Origin of the sequence: Devosia sp., from assembly GCF_035944845.1 — a bacterium.
Lineage (GTDB): Bacteria > Pseudomonadota > Alphaproteobacteria > Rhizobiales > Devosiaceae > Devosia_A.
In genome coordinates this window covers 1-15,585 of record NZ_DASZAW010000118.1, presented here as the reverse complement: position 1 = coordinate 15,585, position 15,585 = coordinate 1, and the positions used below count along the sequence as shown (strand labels likewise).

17 protein-coding genes and 2 tRNA genes are annotated in these 15,585 nt (G+C 64.2%); 9 read left to right on the top strand and 10 right to left on the bottom strand.

What is annotated here, in order from left to right; genetic code table 11:
• Nucleotides 1–51 precede the first annotated feature (51 nt).
• The 5 genes from VGV07_RS23630 to VGV07_RS23610 form a co-directional block, all read right to left on the bottom strand.
• Nucleotides 52–804, bottom strand: a complete 753-nt coding sequence (locus VGV07_RS23630; RefSeq protein ID WP_326871198.1) for a sugar phosphate isomerase/epimerase — start codon at nt 802–804, stop codon at nt 52–54.
• Nucleotides 805–1,034: 230 nt separating this feature from the next.
• Nucleotides 1,035–2,111 carry a sn-glycerol-3-phosphate ABC transporter ATP-binding protein UgpC gene (locus VGV07_RS23625; protein ID WP_326871197.1) on the bottom strand — a complete coding sequence of 359 codons (1,077 nt, stop codon included), beginning with the start codon at nt 2,109–2,111 and terminating at the stop codon, nt 1,035–1,037.
• Between the two features lie 2 nt (nt 2,112–2,113).
• Nucleotides 2,114–3,019: a carbohydrate ABC transporter permease gene (locus VGV07_RS23620; RefSeq protein ID WP_326871196.1), complete on the bottom strand. Its 906-nt coding sequence runs from the start codon at nt 3,017–3,019 to the stop codon at nt 2,114–2,116.
• Nucleotides 3,016–3,963 carry a sugar ABC transporter permease gene (locus tag VGV07_RS23615; RefSeq protein ID WP_326871195.1) on the bottom strand — a complete coding sequence of 316 codons (948 nt, stop codon included), beginning with the start codon at nt 3,961–3,963 and terminating at the stop codon, nt 3,016–3,018. The genes VGV07_RS23620 and VGV07_RS23615 overlap by 4 nt, the downstream gene beginning before the upstream one ends.
• Before the next feature lie 88 nt (nt 3,964–4,051).
• Nucleotides 4,052–5,302: an ABC transporter substrate-binding protein gene (locus tag VGV07_RS23610; RefSeq protein WP_326871194.1), complete on the bottom strand. Its 1,251-nt coding sequence runs from the start codon at nt 5,300–5,302 to the stop codon at nt 4,052–4,054.
• A 94-nt stretch (nt 5,303–5,396) separates the two neighbouring features.
• On the opposite strand from VGV07_RS23610, the gene VGV07_RS23605 reads away from it, so the two are divergent.
• The 3 genes from VGV07_RS23605 (at nt 5,397) to VGV07_RS23595 (ending at nt 8,537) form a co-directional block, all read left to right on the top strand.
• A complete protein-coding gene (locus VGV07_RS23605) occupies nt 5,397–6,569 on the top strand; it encodes a LacI family DNA-binding transcriptional regulator (RefSeq protein WP_326871193.1) in 1,173 nt (390 codons plus the stop codon).
• Between the two features lie 112 nt (nt 6,570–6,681).
• Complete coding sequence (locus VGV07_RS23600) at nt 6,682–8,163, top strand: ArnT family glycosyltransferase (RefSeq protein WP_326871192.1); 1,482 nt, start codon at nt 6,682–6,684, stop codon at nt 8,161–8,163.
• Nucleotides 8,164–8,291: 128 nt separating this feature from the next.
• A complete protein-coding gene (locus tag VGV07_RS23595) occupies nt 8,292–8,537 on the top strand; it encodes a hypothetical protein (protein ID WP_326871191.1) in 246 nt (81 codons plus the stop codon).
• 212 nt (nt 8,538–8,749) lie between these two features.
• Here the strand turns inward: VGV07_RS23595 and VGV07_RS23590 are convergent.
• Nucleotides 8,750–8,825 (bottom strand) — tRNA-Arg (locus VGV07_RS23590).
• A gap of 30 nt (nt 8,826–8,855) precedes the next feature.
• On the opposite strand from VGV07_RS23590, the gene VGV07_RS23585 reads away from it, so the two are divergent.
• Nucleotides 8,856–9,713, top strand: a complete 858-nt coding sequence (locus VGV07_RS23585) for a YdcF family protein (RefSeq protein ID WP_326871190.1) — start codon at nt 8,856–8,858, stop codon at nt 9,711–9,713.
• A 278-nt stretch (nt 9,714–9,991) separates the two neighbouring features.
• On the opposite strand, the gene VGV07_RS23580 is transcribed toward VGV07_RS23585, so the two are convergent.
• Nucleotides 9,992–10,573 carry a metalloregulator ArsR/SmtB family transcription factor gene (locus tag VGV07_RS23580; protein ID WP_326871189.1) on the bottom strand — a complete coding sequence of 194 codons (582 nt, stop codon included), beginning with the start codon at nt 10,571–10,573 and terminating at the stop codon, nt 9,992–9,994.
• A 195-nt stretch (nt 10,574–10,768) separates the two neighbouring features.
• Here VGV07_RS23580 and trhA point away from each other — a divergent pair, with 195 nt between their 5' ends.
• On the top strand, nt 10,769–11,455 hold the full coding sequence (trhA, locus tag VGV07_RS23575) for a PAQR family membrane homeostasis protein TrhA (protein WP_326871188.1): 687 nt from the start codon (nt 10,769–10,771) through the stop codon (nt 11,453–11,455).
• Here the strand turns inward: trhA and VGV07_RS23570 are convergent.
• Entirely contained in the window at nt 11,442–11,912 is a 471-nt protein-coding gene (locus tag VGV07_RS23570; RefSeq protein WP_326871187.1) for a DUF192 domain-containing protein, read from the bottom strand. The genes trhA and VGV07_RS23570 overlap by 14 nt on opposite strands.
• Nucleotides 11,913–12,043: 131 nt before the next feature.
• Between VGV07_RS23570 and VGV07_RS23565 the strand changes: the two genes are divergently transcribed.
• Nucleotides 12,044–12,448, top strand: coding sequence for an SgcJ/EcaC family oxidoreductase (locus tag VGV07_RS23565; protein ID WP_326871186.1), 405 nt, complete (start codon nt 12,044–12,046; stop codon nt 12,446–12,448).
• A 147-nt stretch (nt 12,449–12,595) separates the two neighbouring features.
• On the opposite strand, the gene VGV07_RS23560 is transcribed toward VGV07_RS23565, so the two are convergent.
• Together VGV07_RS23560 and VGV07_RS23555 are read right to left on the bottom strand one after the other, a co-directional pair.
• Nucleotides 12,596–13,216 carry a cold-shock protein gene (locus VGV07_RS23560; protein ID WP_326871185.1) on the bottom strand — a complete coding sequence of 207 codons (621 nt, stop codon included), beginning with the start codon at nt 13,214–13,216 and terminating at the stop codon, nt 12,596–12,598.
• A 143-nt stretch (nt 13,217–13,359) separates the two neighbouring features.
• Entirely contained in the window at nt 13,360–14,169 is an 810-nt protein-coding gene (locus VGV07_RS23555; protein WP_326871184.1) for a hypothetical protein, read from the bottom strand.
• Between the two features lie 223 nt (nt 14,170–14,392).
• On the opposite strand from VGV07_RS23555, the gene VGV07_RS23550 reads away from it, so the two are divergent.
• From VGV07_RS23550 to VGV07_RS23540, 3 genes are all read left to right on the top strand, one after another.
• Complete coding sequence (locus VGV07_RS23550) at nt 14,393–14,812, top strand: VOC family protein (RefSeq protein ID WP_326871183.1); 420 nt, start codon at nt 14,393–14,395, stop codon at nt 14,810–14,812.
• A gap of 143 nt (nt 14,813–14,955) precedes the next feature.
• Nucleotides 14,956–15,414, top strand: a complete 459-nt coding sequence (locus VGV07_RS23545; RefSeq protein WP_326871182.1) for a YcbK family protein — start codon at nt 14,956–14,958, stop codon at nt 15,412–15,414.
• A gap of 88 nt (nt 15,415–15,502) precedes the next feature.
• Nucleotides 15,503–15,577 (top strand) — tRNA-Glu (locus tag VGV07_RS23540).
• Nucleotides 15,578–15,585: the final 8 nt, after the last annotated feature.

The window sequence follows — 15,585 nt, the reverse complement described above, 5'->3', positions numbered from 1 at the left end:
TAATTGCGGGCGCTGAACAGCTGAAAACCGATATCCATTATGTGGCCTCTTTCACTTCCAGGCGGTGACGGCGGCGATCGAACGGGATGCGAAGCGGTCGACGTCGGCGGGGTTGTCGTGTTCCATCACCCAGTAGCGGGCCTTGGTGTGAGCTTTGACGGCGTCCGACAGCGCCTGCCAATCGAGCGTGCCGTGGCCGACATCGGCCCAGCCGTCTTCATTGGCATTCTCTCCTGATGGCGCGATGTCCTTGACGTGCACGGCGTTGATGCGGCGGCCGTGCTTCTTGATCCACTCGATCGGATCCTGGCCGCCCTTCACCACCCAGGCGACGTCCATTTCCCAGTCATTGTTGGGCGCGGTGTCGAGGATGATGTCCATCGGCAGCTTGCCGGAGGCGGTGGGGCGGAACTCGAAATCGTGGTTGTGCCAGCCGAAGCCGAAGCCGCGCTTGCGGAAGGCCTCGCCGAGTTTGGCGAGGGTCTCTCCCAGCTCTATCCACTTGCTGTCGCCCTGCCCTGCTTCGCGCTCTTCCTTGGGGATCGCCGGGCAGTAGAGGAATCTCATGCCAAGCGTCTCGGCGGTCTTCAGCGCAGCTTCGGTATCCTTGAGCTGGGCGAGGCCGAAATGGCCGGTCGCCATGATGAGGCCATGCTGCTTCAGCGATGCGGCGAGGCTGTCGGCCTCGGCATAGAGCCCGCCAAAGCCTTCGACCTGCTTGTAGCCGAGCCTGGCGAGACGCCCGAGCACGTCATCCAGCGGCGGGAAGTTCCGGGCGCTGTAAAGCTGGAATGAAAAGTCCACGAGATGTCTCCTCCACTCGTGCATTCACCGTTTCGCTGAAACGGTGAATGCACGCTATCCTCGGTTTGTCGCGCTTTCGAACCGGAAAAGTCTGAAAACTTCTCCTGAAGGCGCTCCAGTAAAGCTTCCGCCCCGGTCGTTGCCGGGGCGGCGCCTGCTTGTTTATCGCGGTTCGTAGCAGCCAGTTCGGCAGGCCGCCACGCGTCCGGTAAGCTCAATGAGCCGAAAGGTCAGATGCGGTTGCCGCTCGCTGCGTTGAAGACGGAACCACGACCCGGATCGAAGCCGATCAGCACCTTCTGGCCCGGCTCGAGATGCACTTCGGCGGCGGCGCGGAAGGTGAGCGACTGGCCGGCGATCTTGGTCCAGCCGATGGTGTCGGCGCCCATCGGCTCGACGATTTCGATCTCCGATTCCATTTGCACCGGCATTTTGCGCGCTTCCTCGCCGACCACGATGTGCTCGGGACGGATGCCGAGAATCGAGGCGCCATTGGTCTGGTTGGCGAACTGATAGTTGCCGAGCGGGATGTTGGCCTGGCCGTCGACGCTGAGCGTCGTGCCCGACAGGTCACCCTTGATGAAATTCATCGAAGGTGAGCCGATGAAGCCCGCGACGAACAGGTTTACCGGCTTGTTGTAGATGGTGTGCGGGTCGCCCAGTTGCTGGATCACGCCGTTCTTCATGATGGCGATACGATCGGCCAGCGTCATCGCCTCGATCTGATCGTGCGTGACGTAGATCATGGTGTTCTTGAGCCGGGCGTGCAGCCGCTTGATCTCGACGCGCAGGTCGTTGCGCAGCTTGGCGTCGAGGTTGCTGAGCGGTTCGTCGAACAGAAACACGTCGACGTCGCGCACCAGGGCACGGCCGATGGCGACACGCTGGCGCTGGCCGCCCGAGAGCTCGACGGGCTTGCGCTGCAGCAGCGGCTCGATCTGCAGGATTTCCGAGGCGCGCTTAACGCGGGCTTCGATTTCGGCCTTCGGCATGCGAGCGACGCGGAGCCCGAACGACAGGTTCTTTTCCACCGTCATCTGTGGATAGAGCGCATAGGACTGGAACACCATGCCGATGCCGCGGTCCTTTGGCTCTTCCCAGGTAACATTCTTACCCGAGATGTGGACCTCGCCCCCCGAGATGTCGAGCAGGCCGGCGATGCAGTTGAGCAGCGTGGACTTGCCGCAGCCCGAGGGCCCGAGCAGCACGATGAACTCGCCATCGGAGATGTCGAGGTTCAGCTTGTCGAGCACCGTTATGGTGCCGTAGCTGAGTGAGAGATCCTTGATCTGTACGCTGGTAGCCATAGTCAGCCTTTCACGGCGCCGGCGGCGATGCCACGGACGAACCACTTGCCGGAAACGAAGTAGACGATCAGCGGCACGGCACCCGTAAGGATGGTGGCCGCCATGTTGGTGCTGTACTCGACCGTGCCGGTAGAGGTGCGCACGATATTGTTGAGCTGCACGGTCATCGGCAGGTTCTCGCGGCCGGCGAACACCAGGCCGAAGATGAAATCGTTCCAGATGCCGGTGACCTGCAGGATGACCGCCACGATGGCGATCGGCACCGACATCGGTAGCATCACCGAAAAGAAGATGCGCCAGAACCCTGCCCCATCGACACGCGCTGCCTTGAACAGCTCAGCCGGCAGCGAGGCGAAGAAGTTGCGGAACAACAGTGTCAGGATCGGCATGCCGAAGACCGAGTGCACGATGACGATGCCCGGCAACGTGCCGAACAACCCGACGCGGCTAAGCCCGAAAATGATCGGGTAGACCAGCACCTGGAACGGCACGAAGGCGCCGAACACCAGGAGCCCAAACATCAGCTCCGAACCGCGGAAGCGCCAGAAGCTCAGCGCGTAGCCGTTGATCATCGACAAGATGATCGAGATTGGCACGGCCAGTACGGTGATCTTCACCGAGTTGAAGAAGCCGGGTGCGAGGCCGTTACAGGTGACGCCGGTACAGGCCGAGCTCCACGCCTTGATCCAGTAGTCCAGGGTCGGCTGGGCCGGCAGCGCGAAGATGTTGCCGCCGCGGATCTCGTTCATCGACTTCATCGAGGTGAGGATCATCACCGCCAGTGGAAGCAGGAAGAAGATCGCCGCCATGATCAGGAAGGCGTAGATGCCGATGCGGCCGGGAGTGACGCGCCGGGGTTTCGGGCCCGACGGCTCGACGCCGGAGCTGTTTGCGGTAGCGACGCTCACGTCGTCCTCCCCTTGAGCGAGGCGCGCCAGCGAAAGAAGAACTGGATGAGGATCAGCATGGCGATCGGCAGCAGCATGATGGTCGCTGCGGCCATGCCCTGCCCCACGTTGCGCGAGTTGATACTGTCGATGACGTAGGTGGCTGGCATCTGCGTCGAGATGCCCGGGCCGCCGCCGGTCATGGCGATGACGATGTCGAAGGTGCGGACCACATTGACCACCAGCAGCACGAGCGCTGTGGCGACGGCGCCGCGCATCATCGGGATCACGATGGAGATGTAGGTGCGCCAGGTCGGGATGCCGTCGATCCTGGCGGCCTTCCAGATCTCTTCGTCTACTCCGCGCAGGCCGGCCAGCAGGATGGCCATGGTCACGCCGACGCCGTTCCAGCTGCTGGCAACGATCATGCCGAGGAGCGCGGTGTTGCCATCGGCAAGCGGGGCGAAGGTGAAATCGGAAAACCCGAGGCTGCGCACATAGGCCTGAAGCCCCCAGATCGGATCGAGCATGAGCTGCCAAACCAGGCCGGTAATCACCGCCGAGAGGGCGAAGGGATAAAGGAAGATCGTGCGGAAGGCGTCTTCCGCCTTGATCCGCTGGTCCATGAAGACCGCCAGGAGGAAGCCACCCACGAGGCACAGGGCAATGTGGCCGAAGCCGTAAAACCAGATGTGCTTGACCGACTCTACCCAACGCGCTGTCGACCAGAGGATGTCGTACTGCTTCAGTCCAACGAAATCGATGTTGATGAGGAAGAACTTCACGTTGGTGAAGGACAGGACGATCGTGAAGCCGATGCCGATCACGAACACGCCGATCGCCACGATCATCATCGGAATTGTACCGATGATCGCGGGCAGTTTGCTCAGGAGGCGCCGTCGATTGGCCCTCGATTTGAGCTGCCCCTCGGAGAGCGCCCGCTCACTGGCAGTAATGGTGGTCACTCGAGCTCAATCCCCGCAAGTAGCCGATGGCCAGAAAATCAAAAACGGCGGCCCGATGGTAACCGGGCCGCCGCCAGATCAAAACACCTTACTCGGCGTTCTTCAGCAGTTCGACGAACTGCGCCTGAGCGGACTCAGGCGTGGTCGCCTTGTTGTAGATCAGGTCCGAGAAGATCGCGTTCTGGGCCGTGGCGAAGGCTTCGTTGCGCCAGATGTTCTGATCCGGAACCAGTGCACCGGGCTTGGCCAGAACGGTCAGGGCCTTCTTCATGCAGTCGTTCGCCAGCGACATGTCGACGTCGTCGCGGACGGGGGCCGAACCCTTGGCCGTATTGAACTTCGCCTGGACCGCCGGGCTGAGCATCAACGAGGCGAGCGAGAGCTGAGCGCGCTCGACGTCCGGATCGCCCTGCTTGAAGAACACGAAGATGTCGCCGCCGCCACGCACGTTCTGCGGATCAGGCGAAAGTGGCCCCAGCAGACAGGCGTAGTCGACGCCGGGCTTCTGACCGGCAACCTGGAACTCGCCCTGGGCCCAGTCGCCCATCACCTGGAGAGCTGCATCGCCCTTGATGACAAGCGAGGCAGTGTCGGCCCACGAGCGGTTCGGCGAACCGTCATCGGCGTATTCACCCAGTGTCTTGAGGGTGGTGAAAGCCTTGAGCACCTCGGGGCCACCGGCCAGGTCGAGATCCTTGTCCTTCCAGATCTTCTCGACGCTCGCGGCGCCAAGCTGCGACAGGATGAGCTGGTTGGCGAGCAGCGAAATCTGCCAGCCACCACCGTCACCGCCGACGGCGAACGGGATCACGCCCGCCTCCTTCAGCTTGGGCAGGTCGGCCAGGTAGGTATCCCAGTCGGTCGGGACTTCGAGGCCGGCCTTCGTGAACGCCGGGATCGAGGCCCAGGCCCAGTTCTGCAGGTGCAGATTGACCGGAACGCACCACCATTTGCCATCGATCTGGCAAGGGGCCTTGAGCGAGTCGGGACGGATGATCTTGTCCCAGCCCTCTTTCTCGGCCAGCGGCGTAAGGTCAAGCAGCAGCCCGGCGGCGATCAGTTCTTCGTACTGACGACCCGGGTTGAACTGCGCCGCATCCGGCGGATCGCCACCGAGGGCGCGCTGCATGATGGTCGCACGAGCAGTCTCGCCCAGCGCGATGGCACCGTCCACCCAATGGTCGCCGGTAGCATCGAACTCCTGCGCGAAGACCGAAACGGCAGCCTGCTCGCCGCCCGAAGTCCACCAGTGGACGACTTCAACATCCGCGGCATGCACGGACGTGCTTGCCAGCAAGGCAGCAGCCGCAACGGCCACTACCGACACGAAAGATTTCATAATGTAGTCCTCCCAACGTTCACCCAGGAGCGTCAGCGCCCCTCGCGAAATTTGCGCCAGCTGCGCAGGGCCCCCTCTTTCGGGAAAGCCTCCTATGCCGACGGCGTGTAATCGATTACACCATGCAATGCTGAACTTCAATGCAATCGATTGCAGAAATTTCAGACATTCCTTGCGCGGCTGTCAAGGCCGATCTAGACAGAGCGTACGAGCAGCGATGAGGGGAGCGCTGCAAGTGATGATGCCGGCAAGAAAAACACCGACGATTCAGGACGTTGCCCGTCACGCAAGTGTGTCTGCGGCGACGGTCAGCCGTGTGCTCAGTTCGCCCGAAAGGGTGATGGAGGCAACGCGCGAGCGGGTCTATGCTGCGGTGCGCGACACCGGCTACACCATCAACCAGGCGGCCCGATCGCTGCGGCTCAAGTCAGCGCGGACGATTCTGTTGGCGGCGCCCAATATCGGCAATCCATTCTACTCGACCATTGTCGACGCAGTGATCCGCGAGGCGGCCGAGCGCGGCTACAGCGTGCTGGTGGCGAGCCGCATTGGCGACGACCCCAACCGCTGGCTCAGCGACTACCTGCTCTCCAACCGCGCCGATGGGCTGCTGCTGTTCGACGGCTCGCTCGACACCAATCGGCTGCATGGCCTGCGCGATGATGGCGTCGCCCTGCCCCTCGTCGCCGCCTATGACGAAATCCCCGACGCCAAGGTCCACTCGGTGATCACCGACAACCGGCTGGCGGCCAAACGGGCAATCAAGCATCTCCTGGAGCTCGGGCATACCGAGATCGGCCACATCATCGGTCCATCGCGCAACCAGTCGACCAACGAGCGTTTCATCGGCTTTGCCGAAGCGATGCAGGAGGCGGGCTTGCAGGTACGCGAGGACTGGCTGTTCCCCGGCACCTACAACATGGAGTCCGGCACCGCGGCGGCCGAGCATCTGCTGGCGAGCGGCAAGCTGCCCACCGCGGTGTTCTCGGGCAATGACGAGATGGCGATCGGTCTGATCCACCGGCTGCGGCTCGAGGGGATCGACTGCCCGCGCGATATCTCGGTGGTTGGTTTCGACGACATCGCGGTGGCGCGCTTCTTCGACCCGCCACTGACCACGATGCGGCAGCCGCGCGAGGATATCGGCCGGATGGCGACACGCTCGCTGATCGACATCATCGAGGGCGTCGCCCGCGACGACGAGCCGATCCATATCGTGCTCAATTCCGAGCTGGTGATCCGCGAAAGCACGCGCCGAGCCGGTTAGGGCCGGTTGGCCCTATTGCGGCTGGCGACACGAGGTGCAAATGATGCGGCACTGCCGGGGGGGCACGGGACGCATCGTGGACTTGGGGATCGCCAAAGCCGGGAGGTCGGCCATGGGGCTGCGCGTGGCGCGGCGCGATCTCGTGTTGCCGCGCCTTGCCGTTGCGTATTTCCTGATCCTCAAGCTCGTCTACGCCCTGTTCGTGCCGCCCAATATCGACGAGGCCTATTACTGGCTTTGGGGGGCGCACCCGCAGTGGTCGTATCTCGACCATGCACCGCTGGTCGGCTGGGCCGCCGGCGTGGCCGCACTGGTGCTGGGCTGGACGCCGATGGCCGTGCACCTGCCGGCGCTCGTCAGCTTCGGCGTCCTGGTCTATGGCCTTGCCCGCAGTGCCAGCTGGCTGGCGCCGGAAGATCCGCAACGGCACTTCTGGGTAGGGCTGGCGTTGCTCTGCGCCTCGCCGCTGCTCAACGCGCTGACCACCCTCAACTATCCCGACCATCTGCTGATCTGCTTTTCGGCGCTCGCCATGCTGCAGCTTGGCAGGTATCTGGGCGCCCGACGCGAGGGCAGCGAAGGCCGGCTGCGCGACCTCTATCTCGGCGCGCTGTTCATGGGCTTGGCCGGGCTCAGCAAGTACAACGCGGTGTTCATCGCGCTCGGACTGCTGGTGGTGATCGCCGGACAGCCGGAGTTCCGGCGGTTGCTGCGATCGCCGCATCTCTACCTCGCGGGGATGCTAACCGTGGCGATCACCCTGCCGGTGGTGTGGTGGAACGCGCAGCACCACTTCGTCAGCGTGGGTTTTCATACTGCCGAGCGGTTCAACTCGAGCGGCAGCCATTTCGAACTCGACGGCGTGACCGCGGTGCTCACTGCCTCGCTGTTCTATGTCTCGCCGTTTCTCGCCTGGGGGCTGTTGCGCTTCCTGTTCGGCCGGGTGCTCGGCGGTCCGCAGGGCGCCTATCAGTTGCTGGGTCGATGGACCGCCCTGCTCTCGAGCGTCGGCATGCTGGCGCTCGCCAGCTGGAGCGCCGCCGCGGACCAGGTGAAGCCGCACTGGCTGGTGCTCAGCTTCCTGCCGTTCGTCATCGTCGCACCACTGTTCGTCAAGTCGCGCTGGGCCATCCGCCTGCACCTGGCCTGGGGCGTGCTGGTGATGAGTCTCGCGGCGCTCTACTACCTGGCGGCGCCGCTTCCGACCACGCTGCTCGGCATCCGCGACCGCGAAGCGGTGGAAACCTATGGGCAGGAGCAGGTAGCGGCCGCTGCCCGGGCGGCGGCCGAATTGCACGGCGCCGAACTGATCGCGTCGAACACCTACGGCAACACGGCCAAGCTGGCGTTCGGACTCGGCACGGATAGCAACGTGATCGACCTGAGCGGTCGACCGGGGCAGTTCCGGCTATGGCGCGAAGACCTGTCCGACGCCGGCAAAGCCGTGGTCATCGTCGCCCCCGGCGGCGCTGCGCCGGAAGCTTTCGCCGCGCATTTCAATAGCGTCGAGACCCTCGGACCTGTCGAAACCGAGCGGTTCGGCCACAGGCTGACCACCTATCAGTTGCTGCTGGGACGCGACTTCAAGCCCTGAGCGGGAAAACGCAACAGCTGCATCACGCCGGCACAACACTGCTTGAGCTAACCCTCTAACCGCCGCAATCAACGGCCAAGCAACCGCGAGCCGTACTCGGACGTTTTGGGCCGATCGGAGAGCAGTTCATGACGACGGTGAGAATTCTGGTGCGGCACGACGGTGCCGGCTGGCGCATCGCCAGCCCTGGCCACGATCTCGATACGACATCGGGCCCGCGCCCCTATACGCAGCGCGATGAAGCCATTTCGGATGCGCTGTTTGCGGCGCGGATGCTGCGGGCGCTGGGCGAGACGGCATCGGTCTACGTGGAAAACAGCGACGGGCTGCGGCTCGTCGCCGACGAAGACGTGCAGGTCTGGCGCAAGCACTGAGCACCGAGACAGGGGGAACCGGATGCCGTCCGAACGGGAACGGCACCCGGCCCACCCGATAGCGAGTGTGGACGCAGTGTCGGGCGTGGCATTAGCCGCCATGCCCGCCGCTGCCACAATCCCGACGAAGGTCGGTATGTCGCTGGTTGCACAGGGAAATTGCCTGATCAGCGGCGGTGCGGCAGGCGCGACGAACGCAGCTCGTCGAGTGGTGGTGACCTCGGGAGGATTCGAACCTCCGACCAACAGCTTAGAAGGCTGCTGCTCTATCCCCTGAGCTACGAGGCCGTGGCGCGGGTGTAGCGCAATCGAACTCGATTGTCAGGCCTCGGGTTTGCGGACTCCGAATGGCGATGGCAGGGTGAGCAAAGATGCGAGGACCCTGCCCTGTTCCCTTACCTCACCCGGATCTTCTGGCTGCTGGTGCAGCCGCTGTCGCTGGTTGTGCTGCTCCTGGTGGCGGGGCTGGCGCTGAGCTGGCTCAGGCGGCGCTGGATTTCGCGCGTGCTGCTCGGGCTGGCGCTGCTGCTGCTGTTCATCTGCTGCTTCACCACCTTCGGCTACGTGCTGATCACGCCGCTGGAGCAGCGCTTCGAACGGCCAGCCGAGCCTGCCCGGATCGACGGCATCGTCGTGCTGGGCGGCGGCCTCGATGGCGAAGTGAACTCGGTGCGCGGCGGCTATGAGCTCAACCGCTCGGGCGATCGCTTCGTCGAAGCGCTGCGCTTGGCGCTCATCCACCCCAACGCCAGGATCGTCATAGCCGGAGGACCGGCAGCGCTGGTGCAGCAGGAGCCCGAAGCGCGGGCCGGCGAGCGGCTCTTCGAGGCGTTCGGCGTCGCCGCCGATCGAATCCTCCTCGACGATCAATCGCGCAACACCGAAGAGAACGCGCAGTTTGCAAAACAGTTGGCCGGCGCAACCGAAGGACAGACCTGGCTACTGGTGACCTCGGCGTTCCACATGCCGCGCGCCGTAGGGCTGTTCCGCAAGGCGGATTTCCCCGTGGTCCCCTGGCCGGCGGACTACCTCGCCAGTGGCGCGGAAGGCGTGCGGATCAAACCGGACCAGTCGCCCGAGAACATGGCGGTGAGCAGCATCGCGCTGCGCGAGTGGGCGGGGCTGCTGGGATACTATCTGACCGGGCGCATCGATGAGGTCCTGCCGGGGCCGTGAGGGGGCAGAGCCGCGCCGACAGTGAACTCACCTCCTCCTTGAGGGGCTGGGGGTGGTGAGGAACGCTCGGTGCTGACTGCACCACCCCTCCCTCAATCCCTCCCCTCCTAGCGGACGCGCAGCGCTGCGGGAGAGGGAAGCTCACGGCTGGTGCATGCGGCTCTGGCTTAGCGCGCATGCGCGAATGCCGGGAACTCCGTTTGCGATCGTGCGCGGGCACGAAAACGGAGGTTCCCGCGTTCGCGGGAATGACCCGGTGCGTGAGCTGACAATGAGACCTAGAGATCGAAGAACGACAGCTGCGGGGTCTGCTTGGGCGGTGGCGGGGCCTGAGGCTCGGCCTTGGGCTTCGCAACGCGCGGCTTGGCCGGCGCCTTGGGCTTGGCGATGATGATCGGCTCCGGCTCGGCGACGAACGGTTCCAGTTCCCTCGCAGGCTCGGCGGCAACCACGACAGGCTCGGGTGCGGGCACCGGCGCTTCGACGATCGGCGCCGGTGCGACGATCGGCTCGGCGACCACCGGATCGCTCGCAACCGGAACAGGCGCCTCGGCAGCCACCGCGACCTCGGCGGATGCAGCTTTTCTCGCCCTGCCCGGCTTCTTCAAATGCGTCTCGAGCCAGGCGATGCCGGGCTTCAGCACGTCGCGCTGCAGCGAATAGCGGTTCTCGCGCCCCTGCTTCACCTCCTGCACCAGTCCCGCTTCCTTCAGCACGCGCAGATGCCGCGAGATGGCCGGGCGGCTGATGTCGAAGGCGGCCGCCAGTTCATGCACCGGGCGCGACCTGTCGTGCAGCAATTCGAGCACCCTGAGGCGGGTGGGATCGGCGAGGGCAGAATAGAGGTCGGCGAGACTCATTTCGTCTTCCGAAACAATGGAATGCGCGGACAGTTGTAACAACTGCGTTACGTGTCAAGCGGCGGGGGTGCGGAATGGGTTGACTGTGACAGTCCGATGACGGGATTGTCACAGCTTATTTGCGCGCTCTTCAATGTGGTCGCGCTTTCGAGGCGGAAAAGTCTGCACCTTCCTGACCAGGAGACCGGACCAGCCGTGACGAGCGAGACGACCATTGCCAGAACCTGGTGGACCCGAGGCCGCCCCTTCACCCTGCCCGAGCTGATCGCGGATGGGGTGGTGCACGGTATCGGCATCGTCGTGGCGGTGGCGCTCGGCGCCGTGCTGCTGGCTTTTGCCGGCTACGAGACGGCGCCCAAGGAGTTGCCGGCACTGGTGCTGTATGTGGGGAGCCTGCTGCTGGTGCTCAGCATTTCGCTCGCCTTCAACCTCTGCCCGATTGCTTCCCCGGCCAAGCGTACTTTGGCCCGGCTCGACCAGGCAGCCATCTTCCTGTTCATCGCGGGCACTTACACGCCGTTTCTGGTGCTTCTGGGCGCAACACCCTCGAGCATCATCATCGGGCTGCTGATCTGGGGCGCGGCGCTTACCGGCATGGCGCTGAAGCTGTTCGTACCGCACCGGTTCGGGCGCGGCGCGATCGTGCTCTATCTCGGCATCGGCTGGAGCGGGGTGTTCGTGTTCCAGGCACTGGCCTCGCACCTGCCGGGCGCGTCGCTATGGCTGCTGGTGGCAGGCGGGCTCTGCTACAGCGTGGGGTTGATCTTCCACCTGTGGGAGCGGCTGACCTTCCACAACGCGGTGTGGCACGGCTTCGTGGTTGCCGGCGCCAGCCTCCACCTCGTGGCGGTGCTCGACTGCATGGTGATCAGCCGGCTTTAGCGCTGTTCTTGATGCGGTCGTGCACGACGCGATCGCCGGCGGCGATACCCAGTTCCTTGGCACGGCCGCCGGGGATTTCGAGCACGAACATCACCGGACCGTCGGACGGGATGGAGGTCAGGTCGAGCGGCCGGGCGTTGGCATGAATATTGGCCACCAGCCCCTCCTGGGTGATGAACAGCATGTCGAGCGGGATCAGCGTGTTGCTCATCCAGAAGCTGACTTCGCGGGTTTCCTTGAAGTCGAAAAGCATACCGGCATCGGGCGCGAGGGATTCCCGATACATCAGGCCCTTGGCACGGGATTCCGGCGTATCCACCACCTCCACGGTGAACGGGTGGTTGCCATTGCGCGACTCGATCACCAGCCGGTCATCGGAGGCGCAGGCGGTGAGGGTGAGGAGCAGGAAGGCGAGGAACGCGCCGTGCAGGGCCCGGAAGATGTTCATGAGGAGCATGGGGGTTGGTGCGAATTGCCGGCACCTTAGCCCGACGGCGCGACTTCGGGAACAGGTGCAAAAAAGGCCCATTGACCTAAACTGCGGTTGAGGTCCGACAAGCTTGGCATCCAGATGGAAGGGAAACCCAGATGAATGCCCAGCGGACAGCCGATATCGAGACCATCCATAACTTCGTTGCCGCCGTTGAAGCGTCGCAGCGCAACCGCAGCCCCGATGACTTCATCGCGCTGTTCTCACCCGATGCGGTGTGGGTGACGGGCGGCGGCATCCGCTTGACCGGGCGCGACGAGATCGACGCCTTCACCCGCCGGGTACTCACCCCAGCGCTGGGCGACGTGCACGCCACTTACAAAGTCGAGCATGTGCTGTTCGTCGACGATGACGTCGCCGCGGTCAATGTGCGGGCAACGCCGGTGCATGCCGACGGAACGCGGATCGAGGATGAGCTCGAGGGCACCAAGCTCTACGTGCTGAAGCGCAATGCCGATGGCTGGAAGTTCGCCTCCAGCCATAACGGCTTCATCCAGCCGTAGCGGCACGGGAAGCGACCACGCTTCACCTATCGCATGTGGCGGCAAGAGGCTCCGGTCTGCCTTCTCCCCTTGAGGGAGAAGGTGGCTTGCTCCACCGCCGGTGGGCTCTTCATATGCGACTGCCCGCCACGCGGGGAGGACCAGAGGTTAGTGCGAGGACGGTGCTTCGCCCCAGCCGTCGGGGCGGATCTCAGCCACCATCAGGCCCTTGGGACCGGTGCCGTAGCGGACCAGGACGTGCTGACCGGGTCGGAGTTCGGTGATGCCGAAGCGACGCAGCGTTTCCATGTGGACGAAGATATCCGGAGCGCCATCACCGGCCGACAGGAAACCGAAACCGCGGATCCGGTTGAACCACTTCACCTCGAGGCGTTCGAGGCGGCTGGTCGGCTCTACGGTGACATGCGTGCGCGGCGCCGGCATCTGCGCCGGGTGCTTGGCGGTCGAATCATCCATCGAGAGGATGCGGAACGCCTGCAGCCCGCCCGGCCGCGCCAGCGCCTCGACGACGATGCGCGAGCCCTCATAGGCGGTCTGGTAGCCGTCGCGCCTCAGGCAGGTCACGTGCAGGAGAACATCCGGGCGCCCATCATCAGGTACGATGAAGCCAAACCCCTTGGAAACGTCGAACCACTTGATCGACCCAACCACCTCGATGACATCGAGATTGGCGTCGCCGTGGTCGGATGCCGGATGCTGCCCCAGCGTACCGGTCTCGTCGGACCGGAACCCAGGTTCGTCACCGTCGGCTGTAAACTTGGCCCCCATGCCTCAAGCCTTTTCGTACTCGCCCCGCCGCTGTTCGGGGTACGCCACACATGAGGCACTGTGTCCGATTCAGGCTGGGAAGTTAAGAAGCGTTTACGATTTTGTCAGGAGTTTTTCGCAACCGCTTTGGAAGACTGCACTACCTAGGCCCGCAAGGGGCCGAACCGTCTCGTCAGGGTCTTCACCGCCAGGTCATTGCCCATCGGGCCCATGCTGTTGATGGCCCACAGATGCGCTACCGTCGAGGTCGGCAGGTCTGCACGCAGCCCGGCCGGTTGCGCCTTGCGATAGCGGCTGCCGTTAAGCTCTGCCATCCAGCGCAGCCATAGATCGTCGCACGTCGGCGCCAGGGTCTGGAACAGCTCGCGGTCGGTCACCCTCGGGTCGAAGGCTCCGGGCGGATAGAGAATGCCGGCGACGCCGGTCGGCACCACGATGTCATCCGGCCGTTGATCGCCGATCTCGCGCTCCCAACTGGCATAGGTGGCGGGCATACCATCGGCTTCGAAGCGCATACGGTGGGCCCGGTGGTAGGCGATAACGCCCGGTCCCGACGCGGCGGCAAGGCTGGAGAGCCAGTCGCGAGGATAGACCTGGTCGTCGTCCGCAGTGGCGATGTAGGCGTCGGGGTAAACGTCCAGCGCCGGAATGAGCTTCTTGTAGGAGCGCAGGCCATTCTCGCACGGCATGATCCGCAGGCCGAGGCGCTGCAGCGCCCGCACGCCTGGTGGCAGTGCTGCGAGATCGGCGGCTTCCAGCCACAGCAGCAGGCCATCGGGCCGCACGTCCTGCACAAGCAGGCTCAGCAGACACTGGCGCAGGTACTTGTAGCGCGGCGGGTGCGAAGTGAGGCTGATATAGAGCGGCGCCGGCAGTGCGTGCCGCGGATAGTGGCGGATGCCAGGCAGCGCCAGCCACAGTTGGATTTCTCGCCTGAGGACCCAGGGCCGCATCGATCCCCTCCGCGCCGCGACGCGCTGCCGGGGCCGCCCGCAACAGACCACGAAATCGGTCGGCCTGGCCACACCGACGGCAAGGCACAGCGATGAATGAGGTCAACATCGCGCGTTCGAGGCAGAAAAGTCTGCAACTTTCCCGAACGCGCCCGGCGTCCAGCTTGATGCGGGCGGCCAGCTGTTGTAGGCCGCAACTACCATTCTACCGGAGGACAGAGACGTGAAATATCTGCACACCATGGTGCGCATCACCGATATCGAAGCGAGCCTGAAATTCTACCGTGACGGGCTTGGGCTCGAAGAAATCCGGCGCACCGAGAACGAGAAGGGCCGCTACACGCTGATCTTCCTCGCCGCCAAAGGCCAGCACGAGACGCCGGTCGAGCTCACCTACAACTGGGACCCCGAGGTCTATACCGGCGGTCGCAATTTCGGTCACCTCGCCTATGAGGTCGAGAACATCTACGAGTTCTGCGACCACATGCAGAAGCTCGGCTACACCATCAACCGCCCGCCCCGCGACGGCCGCATGGCCTTCGTTCGCTCGCCCGACAACATCTCGGTCGAAATCCTGCAGGAAGGCGCGGCGCTCGCCCCGGCCGAGCCGTGGCTGTCGATGCCGAACACTGGCGCCTGGTAACCCCCGTGGGCGACCGGTAACCGGCTGCTAACCAATCGCCTTAGCGGGCGGTTAGCCAAGACTTTGTAGCTTCCTCGCGAGCGCCGGCCGGGCAAGGGCCGGCGTTCTGCTACCGCCCTGACGCGCGGCTTGGGAAGTGACGAATGATCCGACTGATTACGGCGCTTGCGAGCGCCCTGCTGCTGAGTGGCTGCTTCTTTTTCGGCGGCGGTGGTGGTGGCGCCTCCTATAAGGGTTATGTGCAGCGGGCAGGCATGTTCCTGTCGTCGACCGATGTCGACAATTCCTGCATCTCGCCCAAACTGCGCTCGGTGATCGGCTCGTTCGAACGCAAGTTCGGCAAGAAGATCGTGGTCAACTCCGGCTATCGCGATCCGATCCGCAACATCATCGGCGGCGGCGAGGACTCGAGCTACCACATGCGCTGCATGGCGGTGGATTTCTTCATTCCCGGCGTGAGCAAAGGGCAACTCGTCGCCTTCGCCATGCGCAACGAGCAGGTCGGCGGCCTCGGCTGTTATCCGGGCCGTGGCTTCATCCATGTCGACGTGCGCGACCGGCCGCGCGGCTGGAAGAAGCCCGTCACCTTCTCGGGCTGCTGACCTTCCACAGGGGCGAGAATTAGCGACAGGTTCTTCGAAAAACACCCTTGCCAGCCCGAATGAACCTCCCTATACGGACGCCACCGCGGCGCCCTTCGTCTATCGGTTAGGACGGCACCCTTTCACGGTGCAGAGAGGGGTTCGACTCCCCTAGGGCGCGCCACTTTCCCC

Bases quoted from the DNA above. Each gene is read 5' to 3' on its own strand.
- VGV07_RS23595 (WP_326871191.1), top strand. From the start codon at position 8,292: ATGACGACGGTGAGAATTCTGGTGCGGCACGACGGTGCCGGCTGGCGC.
- VGV07_RS23570 (WP_326871187.1), bottom strand. From the start codon at position 11,912: ATGCTCCTCATGAACATCTTCCGGGCCCTGCACGGCGCGTTCCTCGCC.
- VGV07_RS23545 (WP_326871182.1), top strand. From the start codon at position 14,956: ATGATCCGACTGATTACGGCGCTTGCGAGCGCCCTGCTGCTGAGTGGC.
- VGV07_RS23600 (WP_326871192.1), top strand. From the start codon at position 6,682: ATGGGGCTGCGCGTGGCGCGGCGCGATCTCGTGTTGCCGCGCCTTGCC.
- VGV07_RS23625 (WP_326871197.1), bottom strand. From the start codon at position 2,111: ATGGCTACCAGCGTACAGATCAAGGATCTCTCACTCAGCTACGGCACC.
- VGV07_RS23555 (WP_326871184.1), bottom strand. From the start codon at position 14,169: ATGCGGCCCTGGGTCCTCAGGCGAGAAATCCAACTGTGGCTGGCGCTG.
- VGV07_RS23565 (WP_326871186.1), top strand. From the start codon at position 12,044: ATGAATGCCCAGCGGACAGCCGATATCGAGACCATCCATAACTTCGTT.
- VGV07_RS23605 (WP_326871193.1), top strand. From the start codon at position 5,397: ATGCCGACGGCGTGTAATCGATTACACCATGCAATGCTGAACTTCAAT.
- VGV07_RS23610 (WP_326871194.1), bottom strand. From the start codon at position 5,302: ATGAAATCTTTCGTGTCGGTAGTGGCCGTTGCGGCTGCTGCCTTGCTG.
- VGV07_RS23560 (WP_326871185.1), bottom strand. From the start codon at position 13,216: ATGGGGGCCAAGTTTACAGCCGACGGTGACGAACCTGGGTTCCGGTCC.
- VGV07_RS23580 (WP_326871189.1), bottom strand. From the start codon at position 10,573: ATGAGTCTCGCCGACCTCTATTCTGCCCTCGCCGATCCCACCCGCCTC.